At 34.8% G+C, this 12,244-nt stretch carries 11 protein-coding genes; 3 read left to right on the top strand and 8 right to left on the bottom strand.

The window, feature by feature from the left end; translation table 11 throughout:
- Window positions 1-166: 166 nt before the first annotated feature.
- Together G634_RS0112565 and G634_RS0112560 are read right to left on the bottom strand one after the other, a co-directional pair.
- A complete protein-coding gene (locus G634_RS0112565) occupies window positions 167-805 on the bottom strand; it encodes a histidine phosphatase family protein (protein ID WP_026505582.1) in 639 nt (212 codons plus the stop codon).
- 143 nt (window positions 806-948) lie between these two features.
- Window positions 949-1,479 carry an NUDIX hydrolase gene (locus tag G634_RS0112560; RefSeq protein ID WP_026505581.1) on the bottom strand — a complete coding sequence of 177 codons (531 nt, stop codon included), beginning with the start codon at window positions 1,477-1,479 and terminating at the stop codon, window positions 949-951.
- 311 nt (window positions 1,480-1,790) lie between these two features.
- Here G634_RS0112560 and G634_RS0112555 point away from each other — a divergent pair, with 311 nt between their 5' ends.
- On the top strand, window positions 1,791-2,465 hold the full coding sequence (locus tag G634_RS0112555; RefSeq protein WP_026505580.1) for a hypothetical protein: 675 nt from the start codon (window positions 1,791-1,793) through the stop codon (window positions 2,463-2,465).
- Between the two features lie 148 nt (window positions 2,466-2,613).
- On the opposite strand, the gene G634_RS0112550 is transcribed toward G634_RS0112555, so the two are convergent.
- Window positions 2,614-3,369 carry an SDR family NAD(P)-dependent oxidoreductase gene (locus G634_RS0112550; RefSeq protein ID WP_026505579.1) on the bottom strand — a complete coding sequence of 252 codons (756 nt, stop codon included), beginning with the start codon at window positions 3,367-3,369 and terminating at the stop codon, window positions 2,614-2,616.
- A 234-nt stretch (window positions 3,370-3,603) separates the two neighbouring features.
- On the opposite strand from G634_RS0112550, the gene G634_RS0112545 reads away from it, so the two are divergent.
- Window positions 3,604-4,821, top strand: coding sequence for an iron-containing alcohol dehydrogenase (locus G634_RS0112545; protein WP_026505578.1), 1,218 nt, complete (start codon window positions 3,604-3,606; stop codon window positions 4,819-4,821).
- Window positions 4,822-4,959: 138 nt separating this feature from the next.
- Here the strand turns inward: G634_RS0112545 and G634_RS0112540 are convergent, their stop codons facing one another.
- From G634_RS0112540 to G634_RS0112530, 3 genes are all read right to left on the bottom strand, one after another.
- Window positions 4,960-6,147, bottom strand: coding sequence for a hypothetical protein (locus G634_RS0112540; RefSeq protein ID WP_026505577.1), 1,188 nt, complete (start codon window positions 6,145-6,147; stop codon window positions 4,960-4,962).
- 124 nt (window positions 6,148-6,271) lie between these two features.
- A complete protein-coding gene (locus G634_RS0112535; RefSeq protein WP_026505576.1) occupies window positions 6,272-7,162 on the bottom strand; it encodes a hypothetical protein in 891 nt (296 codons plus the stop codon).
- 92 nt (window positions 7,163-7,254) lie between these two features.
- Entirely contained in the window at window positions 7,255-8,376 is a 1,122-nt protein-coding gene (locus G634_RS0112530; protein WP_051233955.1) for an SLC13 family permease, read from the bottom strand.
- Window positions 8,377-8,551: 175 nt separating this feature from the next.
- Here G634_RS0112530 and G634_RS0112525 point away from each other — a divergent pair, with 175 nt between their 5' ends.
- Entirely contained in the window at window positions 8,552-9,286 is a 735-nt protein-coding gene (locus tag G634_RS0112525) for a hypothetical protein (RefSeq protein ID WP_026505574.1), read from the top strand.
- 280 nt (window positions 9,287-9,566) lie between these two features.
- Here the strand turns inward: G634_RS0112525 and queA are convergent, their stop codons facing one another.
- Window positions 9,567-10,619: a tRNA preQ1(34) S-adenosylmethionine ribosyltransferase-isomerase QueA gene (queA, locus tag G634_RS0112520; RefSeq protein ID WP_026505573.1), complete on the bottom strand. Its 1,053-nt coding sequence runs from the start codon at window positions 10,617-10,619 to the stop codon at window positions 9,567-9,569.
- A gap of 77 nt (window positions 10,620-10,696) precedes the next feature.
- A complete protein-coding gene (locus tag G634_RS0112515; RefSeq protein WP_026505572.1) occupies window positions 10,697-12,184 on the bottom strand; it encodes an aminopeptidase in 1,488 nt (495 codons plus the stop codon).
- Window positions 12,185-12,244 lie beyond the last annotated feature (60 nt).

Raw genomic sequence — 12,244 nt, 5'->3', positions numbered from 1 at the left:
ACCAACGTTTATAAACAGTTCTGCTCATGAAATATTACAATCCATCAGAACTCCTCTAATAGTTCAAATAACAAAAAGTCATGACTTCTTGTCACTTACATTCAGAAACTCGCATATACTGCGAGTTTCGTGAGAACAAAAGTCAAGTGGCAAACTGCTCAAACTGTCATTCTTCATAATGAGGATCATGCTTATCACCGTGACTTAGTGTCTTTTCTAATTCTGTCCATTTCCCATCATTTACCTGAAGATGATACATATCGCAGTTTCCAATAATGGTCTCCCAGATTTTATCTGCCCCTGTCCCTCTTATATCAGACAACATTCCTCTCATAGCCATTCCATGAGTTGCTACCAGTACGTTACAGGATTTATCAAGCTTTTTCTCATAAACTGCAAGTTTTTTGAGTACTCCATTCATTCTGAAAAAAAGATCCTCAAAAGACTCACCACCTTCAACCGGTTCATATTTTTCAGGACATACGTTCAAAAGATGCATACGGGGTTCTTCCATAAACGGAAGTCCATCAAGTTCTCCAAACTCCATTTCATGAAGTTCATCTATTACTTCAAAATTTTCTGATTCTCTGCTGGTTCCAGAAATTGTTTCAGCAGTTTCAATTGCCCTGTCTAACGGACTAGATAAAACATAATCAAACTTTAATCCAAGTTTTTCTATTTCATTTCTAGCATCTTTGGCCTGCTGTCTTCCGCATTCATTAAGCGGAACTTCTATATTGCCTTGTGTCAGCATCTTGCGGTTATAATCTGTTTCACCGTGTCTAATTACATAAAAATCCAACATTAAAAACCTCTAAAAAACTACTATCCAGATACTTGTATTTGCTTTTAGTTTCGTGCAAGCAAAATTCAGGGAACAAACTGATTATTTCATTTCTGCATGCTTCCTGATATTATACTCAACCTTGTTACTATAACAGCTTTTTATTATTTTTCCAATGCAGACTTTAATCTGCTGTAATGCAAAAACTGTGATTCATCTGCAAGTTTTGTAATTTCCTCAAATGTTGCAAATCTATGGTCTATAGCCTCTGAGGCTTGAATTGACACATCTTTTTCATCAAAGTCAAAGATAAAGTGATAAATATCAACAAAATAATTATCACCATGTTTCAAATCCTCATTCATATATGAATATACTGGTTTTTTCTGGCATTCATCGCAATTTGCAATATTTAACCCTGTCTCTTCAAGAACTTCACGCACTACCGCTCCAAAAGAATCTTCTCCTGCAAGTGAACCACCTCCAGGAATTTCCCATGCACCTGCAGCCCATTTCTTATCTAAAGCTCTTCTTGTAATAAGAATTTTTCCATCAGATTTTCTTTCGAGAATTGCAAGTACATACATCATGAACTCGCCCTTTGGAAGCGGAGCTCTTCTGTCGGCTACTCTTCCAGTCTTTTTTCTATTACTATCATATACATCTATAAGTTCCTCGTGCTGATTGTCTGACATTCCCATTCCTCTTTTCGATATATTAAAAATTTTAGTTTTTGCTTATTCTAATTCTTTTTTTGTAAAAATGCCCTATCAAGAAATTTTAACATTTAAGTGCTTTTCTTCCAAGCAAAACTTTACACAGCAAGCTATAATCATTAGTCTATTATATTAGTTTTGACTGCCTTGCAAATTTCCAGAGTAATGATTTTTTCAGCATTACTGACAATAATAATACAATTTGATTAATCCGATATACTGATTGAGATTATCCCCACATACTTTATAAATAATAATTCTTGTTTCATAGTAAACGAGGTGACAAATTTATGATTCGAAAATACATGGTTTGCAACCGCCATTATATTGGTTTTTACTTAAATAAATCTTTTGATGATGCTTATGATGTTAGAGATAGTATCTTATATAATGACAAGTATAATCCTTTGCCTGATCCACTTCATCATGACCAGTCTTTTTATATAGTACATGCTCCGAGTAAAAGAGAAGCTGTAAATGTAATACTTACAAGACGCTATGCTGAACTTCTTGCAAATGACGCTGAATTGCTGACAGATGCAATATATCAGCGTTTTTTTAACCTGACTTTAGTTAATCCCGAAAATGATAAGCCTCCGATGCCACAAATAAAATATAAAAACTATGATGCCATACTCTCACTTTCCAAGAAACTGTTAGTACTTGCCTCTATGCATTTTACTGAATATGAAAATAAATATGGGCCTGTGCCTTCTGCCCATATTCCATATAATAATCTGGCTCTAGCACCCTCGAAAAAGGCTGATTTCCGTGAATTTTTCAAAATCCGTGATTATATTTTTGAAAAAGTTCGAAAGGATATGCCAAAGAAGTGCCTATTCGACATCCTGCCAGAAAACAATGTTCAAGACATGTTTGTAGAAGAATTTGGACCACTGTTTAGTGTTTTTCCTCTAGATGCTCCTAACAGCATTGGAGGATTTGGATTTTTGAATTCAGATTGACTTTTGTACATATTTGATTTATATTTGTGAATCAAAAAGCGTAACAGATAGTTTACTGTTACGCTTTTTGAATTTATTATAAAATGACTTTTTTACTGTTCGTATATTTCGTCGCAGACTCGTTTTATCTTGATTATATAGCACAGCTTTACTGCAGCACTATTCCTCCATTTGGAGAAATAACCTGACCTGTCATATATGGTGCTTTAAGAAGGTAGTCCATAGCACCTGAAATATCCGAAACATCACCGATAAATCCTTGCGGAATTGTACCTGCAAGAGCTTTTAATTCATCCTGATTTACGCCTCTTAGCATATCTGTCATTATCATTCCCGGAGCAATTGCATTAACTCTTATGCCTTTTTTAGCATACTCAAGTGCCAATCCTCTTGTAAGTCCTATTACACCTGCTTTCGATGCACAATAGTCTGCTTGATTTATTACACCAATAAGCCCGCCAATTGAAGCAATATTTATGATATTGCACTGCTGTTTATCACTACAATGATTAACCATATGTGGGAGTACCAAATGCGTCATATGAAGAAAACTCATAAGATTTGTTGCAATAAGTCTCTCATAATCTTCTCTCTTTATGTCTATCCAGTTACTGTTATTGGTAATTCCTGCATTATTGACTAGAACATCAATATTGTCACCAAATCTTTCAACTGCCGCTTTTACAAGATTTTCACAGTCTTCATACTTGCTGACATCAGCTCTTACAACCAGTGTCTCTACACCATAAGTCTCTTCAAGTTCTTTTGCTATGTTATCAGACAAAGCTTTTGAACTTTCGCTTCGATAATTGATAACAACATTGTAACCGTTTTCTCCAAGCTTTTTGGTAAGTGCTGCTCCTATACCCCTTGAACCGCCTGTAATTATAGCTGTTTTTCCCATAATATACTCCTTTCATATTCGCAATATCGTAATAACATATTTTTATTATAGTTGATTTTCAATTTCAAAACAACTTTCTTTGTAGCACTTTATGAAATTAAGAGCTTTTCAGAGTTGTGTTTTGTGTATTATGACTATATAATAAGTTATAAGCGCCGAAGAAATTCGGTATTATCTATATTTTTCTATTTTAACTTAATATTTTTTACAACAATATACAAGGAGGACTTTTATATGACTCGTTTCACTTTGCCAAGGGATGTATATCATGGAAAGGGTGCGCTCGAAGCTCTTAAAACGTTCGAGGGAAAGCGTGCTATCATTTGCACTGGTGGTGGATCCATGAAAAGAGGCGGATTCTTGCAGAAAGTTGAAGAATATCTAAAAGAAGCTGGTATGGAAATTTCTCTTTTTGAAGGAATTGAATCTGACCCATCTGTTGAAACTGTTATGAGAGGCGCAGAAGCTATGCAGAAATTCCAGCCTGACTGGATTGTTGCAATAGGTGGTGGCTCTCCTATAGATGCAGCTAAAGCTATGTGGATTAAGTACGAATATCCTGAAACAACCTTTGAAGATATGTGCAAGGTATTCGGTCTTCCTAAACTCCGCACAAAAGCCAAGTTCTGTGCTATTTCCTCCACTTCAGGAACAGCTACTGAGGTAACAGCATTCTCTATTATCACAGACTATCAAAAGGGAATCAAATACCCTATTGCTGACTTTGAAATTACCCCTGATGTAGCAATCGTTGACCCCGAACTTGCTCACACAATGCCCAAAAAACTTGTAGCTCACACCGGAATGGATGCAATGACACATGCAATCGAAGCTTATGTATCTACAGCCAACTGTGACTATACAGATTCTCTTGCAATACATGCAATTGAAATGATACAGCAGCACTTAGTAAAGTCCTACAATGATGACATGGATTCTAGAGATGCCATGCATAACGCTCAGTGTCTTGCCGGAATGGCATTCTCCAATGCGCTTCTTGGAATTGTTCATTCTATGGCTCACAAAACAGGTGCTGTATTTGCTGATCAGGGAGCACACATCATTCACGGTGCAGCAAATGCAATGTACCTTCCTAAGGTTATTGCTTTTAATGCAAAAGATGAAACTGCCAAAAAGCGTTATGGTGTAATCGCTGATTATATGCATCTTGGTGGTTCTAACGATGACGAGAAGGTTAAACTTTTTATTGATTATCTTCGCAAGATGAATGATGATCTTAATATTCCTCATAGCATCAACCATTACGGTGCTGATGGTCTTGTTGCAGAAAAAGGATTCGTACCAGAAGAAGTATTCCTTGAAAGACTTCACGATATTGCTGCAAACGCAATTCTTGATGCTTGCACTTCTTCAAATCCTCGTCAGCCAAGTCAGGAAGAAATGGAAAAACTTCTTAAATGCTGCTACTATGATACAGAAGTTGATTTCTAAATAATCATTGATTTTACACGGCTATAATTCGACAACTAGTTACGAAGTTGAACAAAGCATTTTTCATTAATATATTTTTTATCCCCAAAAAAGATGCCAGCATTTTCACTGACATCTTTTTTGGGATTTTTGATTATATTAGTTTAGCTTTATTAAACCGTTTTCATCTAAACCTTGAATCTGAACTCCAATTAAGTCCTTGTCATACTCTACTAAAAACAAACTATCTAATCCGTTGAGATTGTAGTTTTTAGTTTCAAAATTCTCAAAATCAAAGCTTTTTACACAGTCTTTATCATTCTGATAACTTGCGTAAAGCTTTTTATCAGTGCACACAATAGATAGAATATTATCTGCATCTATCTTGTAAAGCTTTTTGGTCTTTATTTCATAAACATAATATGCTTTCTTTAAGTCGTTCACTTTCCATCCAATAAATGATTTCGTTGAAAAACAGTCATCAATCTTCTTGTTTTGACTTAATGATCCAATATTGATTGTAATAGTACTCTTATCACTAATGTTTGTACGGTTTATGTTCACATTATTCTTTTCGTCAACTGTAAAATAAGTAACACATCCATCTGTAATTGGTAATCTGGTATTGTAGCTTATGATTTTACCTGAATTTATCTGTGACATATCACAAAAATCTTTTTTCACAACATCGAATACAGTTATTTTATCAATAGTACTCTTTTTATCTTCACTCAAAGCACTGTCATACCATGTTACATATTTATCATTAGCATAAAGACATATTTCCGCATATTGATTTTCCTTACGTAATCCAAGTTCTTTTGTGCTACTATTTTTAGTGTCAAATTGTACTATCTTATATGTGGTTAGTTTTTCATTTTCATCATAATGATTCTCAACCCAATACAAATAATCTCCACCTACAGAAAATTCATTCACCAAATATGCATCTGGAATTTCATATACAACATTGCTTACACTGTTTTTTTCATCATAAAGCTCAACTTGATACTTCTTGCCATTCTCATCTCCAAGTTCATAGAATTTTTTTAACAAAAAGATATCTTTTCCCTGTTGTAAGTGATCTTGAATTGCCCAATGAAGATTAGAAGAGACGTCAAAACCACTTAATTTGCTGCTATCTATCTTATAAACAAAATCGTTATTATCTTCTTCTTTTTCTGTGAAGAGTTGTGATGAATCTACGTCTACAACCTCCATAGATTTAATATCTAACGAAGTCGATTCCGTGCTTGATTTATCAGAACCGCAAGCGGTAAGCCCAGCCACAATAAGAAGAGCAGCAATTATTTTATTCACCTTTGTAAAAACCTCAAAATATTTCATATAGAATACTCCCATTCAAAAAAATTTTAACTAAATGAAATGTTAACGTTCTAGGCATATCAAAATTGGTCGTATTTTTATTAAGCCTTTCAGAAATGCTTGTTTTATTAATTTATCCTAAATCTCAGCAAGATGTCACACTTCTTTGATGTGTCATTTTTTCAGAATTCTTATTAATCTCATCAAAAGCTTCCTGAATGCCTTCAAACTGTGATTCTATTTCATAGACAACAAAATTGGACTCTTTTTTTCCAAAAAAGCCTTTTCTAAAACCATGTGCAAAATTGTATGTTGCAGAATCAATATTCCCGCGAATACCATCTAACTGCTTTATTTGCTTATTAATATCGTCAGATATTTCCTTAAAAGATTGCATAAAAGAATCCGATACCAATACATAATCTAAGTTTCCTTCATTATTCTCTTTAGCTCCATTTACAATTTTGTTTGATATTTCAGATAAATTCTTATCTAAATCATGACTTATTACATTTAAGCTTTGAACTATTCTGGAAGATTTTTCCGCAATAGTACCGATTTCATCTGCAATTGAAAAGACTATTTTAGAATCCTCCAATACATTTTGCCCTACAAAAAGCTCGTACTCTTTTGCTGTATTTTCATCTTTTTGTCTTTCACTATCTTCCACAAAGGTTTGAATTTCAAAGCCCTCAATATCTTTTGTTTCGTATTCTATTTTGGCACTACCACCCATTATAGATACAATATTTCTAATGCTGTCTTCCTGCAAATCTCCTATATTTTTATCGTTTTCAATTATCATCACGCTATTGGATTCATTAGGCATAAATGTACTACATATCCTGTCATCAATAGACATACTACTCTTTGACTTGTTCCCTATATATTCATTTACCCCAAAAGAAGGAATCTCAACAGACATATTCACAATTCTGGATATCAATACAAAAACAAACATCGCTATTACAAAAGTAAAAGCCACGCACAAAACTGCAAATAGATTATCTTGTCCGAGAATAGTAGAATTAGCCAATATAATACACCTCCCTTTTCACTAGATAACTGCTTTTGCAATACAATTATTATTTCGGTAAAAGGAAGGTGAAACTTAATTGATTTTTAGGATTAAAAAGTATAATAAAATGCAACCAATATAATCAGAAATAACACATTCCATACTGTAAACTTCCCAATATATGCTACTGTTCCGACTTTTTGTCCCTGACTTGATGTTAGATATATCTTATATGTAATAAGGCTTGCCATAGACGCTATTAGTGTCCCTAGTCCTCCTAGATTAGTTCCTATTACAAGTCCGTTTCCATCATTTGTGAAATTAGATAATAAAATAGCACAAGGAACGTTACTTACAAACTGTGACGCAGCAATTGATGTTATTACTTCATTACCATTTACTTCGTTTTCCAAAAATATCTTAATATCACTGACATTTCCCATATTTCCAATGAAAATAAAAAAGAAAACAAATGTTAGAAGAAGCGAGTAATCCACCTCTGTAAAAAGCTTTTTATCCAGTACTATACAGGTTATTGCAATTATTGCCAGAAGTACATAATCAGGTATTACACCAGCAACTGTTGCTATGGACAATATGAACAACACAAAATATATTATAAAATTTTTTTTATTAAGTTCTTTTCCAGAAGCGCTGACACTTTCTATGCTATCAAGCTTTTTTCCTACTTTATATGGATAGAAAAATGTGGCAACAACTACCAGAATAAACGAAAACACAGTATAAGGAAGCATCAATTCAAGAAACGAGTTCATAGTGAAACTGTATCTTGTAAAAAGATATAGATTTTGCGGGTTTCCAAATGGAGTCAGCATACTGCCAAGATTAGCTGCTATTGTTTCCATTATCAAAATATGCGGCGATACAATTCCAACTTCATCAAGCACCAATATAGTAAACGGTACTACTGTTATAAGTGTCACATCATTTGTCAAAAACATTGCCAGTACGAAAGACAATATTGTAAGACTTACTGCTATCTGTCTTACAGATGATACTCTCGTAAGCATTCCCCTTGCAAGTGCGTCAAAAGCTCCCGCTTTCTTCATTCCTGCAACTACTGTCATAAGGCAGAAAAGAAGAATAATTGTTCTAAAATTAATATATCCTAAATATTCTTTTGAAGGTTTAACTATAAAAGCTGAGAGCACAGCTAATATTCCTGAAATAATAAGAACCGGCTCATTTTTAATAAACTTTTTTATATTCATCTCAATCTCCCTGCGCATTATTCTTGTTTAAAACTTGCCTTTATCATTATATAGTCTGCATTCTATTATTAAAAGGAAATTTCACTTATTATCCGAAGGTAAACCACACTTTGTTTTTGACCGATATAGATACAGATATGATACTTGTTTACAGCATGATAAAAGAGGAAATAAAATGGATAAACATACGTTTGTTAACATTTTTATGCGAACTGCAGAAAAATCACAGGCAGGTGTTATGTGGGTGACATCAGACGATCCAGACGATGATGTCTCTGTATGGATTGAGCCTAGCAATTACTTACTATTTTCAGATTTAAACAGCAAGATGCATGCAAGTCCTTATACCTTAGATGATGTTGATAATATATCAAGTGGCAGTGAAAATGGAAACGACTACGTTCTTTTGTCTATGACAAATGGAGATGATGTATATCTTTACTTCTCACTTACTAATGAGCAGCCTTATATCAGATTAAGAAAAGAATTAACAAAAGCAATACTCACCAATGATAAAGTCTTTTCCGAGTGGAAAATTGATAATTTCGTTGTAAGGTTCAATGATTTAGCCAAAAAAGCTGAAATTACTGAGGAATGGACAGCGGCAGGAAAAGGAATGAAATCTGCACCAATTACTATTTCTGATGACGGATACATGATTTTCCGTAATAAGAGTCCTTATACTATCAATGATGTCAAAATGCTCAAAAAAAGAAACATAGATTCATATCTCGAAGTTGAACATTATGTGGTAGTGACTATGAGAAACGGAGATCATCTATACTTTTTTCAAAAAGGAAAAGGCTCTTCTGTTTCTATTACTCTTCACTGCCCGGAACGAACGCCTCTACAGGAAGAGCACTTGTTCGATTACTGGATGTATTGTGAAAAATATGGAATGGATATGTAAATGCCAAAAGGATTTGCGCAAATATTTCTCTTGACGACAAATTTTGGTCTGGTACGGTTCTTGTTCTTAATACTTAGTAGATTAGTTTTATTGGCTTGTAATATTTCATGAGCAGAACTGTTTATAAACGTTGTTACGTAATGCGCTGTTTTTTAGCGCATTACGTAACACTACGTTTATAATCAAGCGAAAGCGTGTCTGCGACGAAATATACAAACAGTAAAACGGACTATATAAAAACAAAAATCTATGTTTTTTATACCCATTTTCCTAAAAATGATTATTTTTCAGGCATTTTGTCTGTAAAGAAACATGCATCTCCAAAAGAGAAAAATCTATATTTTTCTTTTATGGCTTCTTCATATGCATGAAGTACATGATCTCTACCCGCAAGGGCTGAAACTAACATTACAAGTGTTGATTCCGGCAAATGGAAGTTTGTTATAAGGCAATCTAGAACCTTAAACTTATATCCGGGATAAATAAAAATGGATGTGTTATCTGCACAGGCACTCAAATGTCCGTTTTCATCAGCAGCGCTTTCAATTGTTCTACAGCTGGTCGTACCGACACAGATTACTCTATGTCCATCTTCTTTTGCCTTGTTTATCTTCTCTGCTGCTTCGGCAGTTACCTGATACCACTCTGTATGCATCTTGTGTTCTTTGACATTATCAACCTTTACCGGTCTGAATGTTCCAAGACCAACGTGAAGAGTAACATAAGCGATATCAATACCCTTTTCTTTTATTCTTTCAAGAAGATCTGTTGTAAAATGAAGTCCTGCAGTAGGTGCTGCCGCTGATCCCTCATATTTTGCATAAACTGTCTGGTACATATTTTTGTCCTGAAGTTTGTGCGTGATATAAGGTGGAAGAGGCATTTCTCCAAGTCTATCAAGAACCTCTTCGAAAATTCCTTCATAATGGAACTGAACAAGTCTGTTTCCATCATCAAGAACACTTACGATTTCAGCAGTGAGTTCTCCGTTACCAAAAGTAACTTTAGCTCCTGTACGAAGCTTTTTCCCTGGTCGAACAAGTGTTTCCCAGATATCATTTTCTCTTCTTTTTAGAAGAAGAATCTCTACTGCTGCACCTGTATCTACCTTTGTTCCCAACAATCTTGCCGGAATGACCTTGGTATCGTTAAGTACAAGACAATCTCCCTTGTCAAGATAATCAATGATATCTTTAAAAATATGATGCTGAATTTCTCCAGTATTCTTATCCATCACAAGAAGTCTTGAAGCTGCTCTGTCTTCGAGAGGATCCTGTGCGATTAACTCTGGCGGTAAATCGAAATAATAATCAGATGTTCTTAATCCGAGCATCTCATCTTTTTCTTTTTCAATTTCCTTTTTAATTTCTTCTGACATAACTAAATTTCTTTCTAATATACTACTAACGATTAAAAATCAATTTTTTCAAGGAAAGCAAGATATCCTCTATATGCTTCATAAATATCTGCTTTTGAAGTTGCTTCCCATGGTGCATGCATATTCAGTACCGGAACACCGGAATCAATAACATTCATTCCATAAAGTGCGAGGATATAAGCGATTGTTCCGCCGCCTCCTACATCAACTTTACCAAGTTCTGCTGTCTGGAAATTAATTTTTTCCTCATCGAATACTTTGCGGATAGCTGCAATAAACTCTGCATTTGCATCGTTACTTCCACTCTTTCCTCTAGAACCTGTGAATTTGTTAAATACCATTCCACCTCCAAGGCATGCAACATTCTTCTTTTCAAATACCGATGCATAACTTGGATCAAACGCGCTGCTTACATCTGATGAAAGCATTGCTGAATTTGCAAGACATCTTCGAAGTGAAAGATCACTGTACTGTCCACAAAGAGCCATAACTTCTGCAACTGCGTTTTCGAAGAAATGTGAACGCATTCCTGTAGCACCTACAGAACCAATTTCTTCCTTATCTACTAAAATACAACATCCTGTTCTCTTAAGATTATCTGCTTCCAAAATAGCTCTCATAGATGGATAAGCACAAACTCTGTCATCCTGACCATAGCCAAGAACCATAGAACGGTCAAAACCAGCATCTCTTGCCTTGCCTGCAGGAACAATTTCAAGTTCTGCAGAAATGAAATCATCTTCTTCAATTCCATAATTATCCTTTAAGATAGCAAGAATTCCGCGCTTTATTGCTCCGCTAACTTTCTTTTTCTCTTCGCCTTCTTTGTTTTCTGCCTCAAGTGCATAGAGCTGACCGTTTGTAAGAGTATCATCTTTTTCTTCATTTTCTTTCTTGGAAGAGGACTCAATTACAAGTGGCTTATTTCCAACAATAAGATCAAGAGCTTCTCCTTCAATGACTTCAGCGGCCTTTTTCTGCATCTGATCCTGAGCAAGATGAATCAAAAGATCTGAAATAAAGAATACTGGATCATCTTCATCTTCACCAACGTTAAGCTGGCAGATACTTCCGTCCTTTTTAGCAATTACACCATGAAGTGCAAGTGGCATAGCGACATACTGATATTTCTTGATTCCACCATAATAATGTGTATCAAGATAAGCAAATCCGCCCTCTTCAAACAGTGGATTCTGCTTAACATCAAGTCTTGGTGAGTCGATATGTGCTCCGAGGATGTTCATACCTTTTTCGAAAGACTCTGTACCAATTTTGAAGATTACAATGGACTTATTCATCCATACAGCATAAACCTTATCTCCAGCTTTAAGATTTGCTCCGCTTTCGATAAGTTTTGAAAGCTCTACATATCCTTCTTTCTCAATATCATTCACGATGGCATCAATAGCTTCACGCTCAGTCTTGGCATTATCAAGAAAGTTCTTGTAATCCTGTGCAAAATCAAATGCAGCTTTTTCCTGTTCATGTGTATAAGAAACCCAGGTATTTTTTCTATTCATAATTTTTACTCCCATAAAAAAATTTTTAAAGAAAATACGGAAGCCGACGAATCGACTTCC

This window comes from Butyrivibrio sp. NC3005 (genome assembly GCF_000424545.1).
GTDB lineage: Bacteria > Bacillota > Clostridia > Lachnospirales > Lachnospiraceae > Butyrivibrio.
Note: the sequence above shows the minus strand (reverse complement) of the source record. Positions and strands in the feature narration are given on the sequence as shown.

Coding starts and splice junctions, on each gene's coding strand:
- G634_RS0112565 (WP_026505582.1), bottom strand. CDS start 805: ATGTTGGATTTTTATGTAATTAGACACGGTGAAACAGATTATAACCGC.
- G634_RS0112560 (WP_026505581.1), bottom strand. CDS start 1,479: ATGTCAGACAATCAGCACGAGGAACTTATAGATGTATATGATAGTAAT.
- G634_RS0112555 (WP_026505580.1), top strand. CDS start 1,791: ATGATTCGAAAATACATGGTTTGCAACCGCCATTATATTGGTTTTTAC.
- G634_RS0112550 (WP_026505579.1), bottom strand. CDS start 3,369: ATGGGAAAAACAGCTATAATTACAGGCGGTTCAAGGGGTATAGGAGCA.
- G634_RS0112545 (WP_026505578.1), top strand. CDS start 3,604: ATGACTCGTTTCACTTTGCCAAGGGATGTATATCATGGAAAGGGTGCG.
- G634_RS0112540 (WP_026505577.1), bottom strand. CDS start 6,147: ATGAAATATTTTGAGGTTTTTACAAAGGTGAATAAAATAATTGCTGCT.
- G634_RS0112530 (WP_051233955.1), bottom strand. CDS start 8,376: ATGAATATAAAAAAGTTTATTAAAAATGAGCCGGTTCTTATTATTTCA.
- G634_RS0112525 (WP_026505574.1), top strand. CDS start 8,552: ATGGATAAACATACGTTTGTTAACATTTTTATGCGAACTGCAGAAAAA.
- queA (WP_026505573.1), bottom strand. CDS start 10,619: ATGCTCGGATTAAGAACATCTGATTATTATTTCGATTTACCGCCAGAG.
- G634_RS0112515 (WP_026505572.1), bottom strand. CDS start 12,184: ATGAATAGAAAAAATACCTGGGTTTCTTATACACATGAACAGGAAAAA.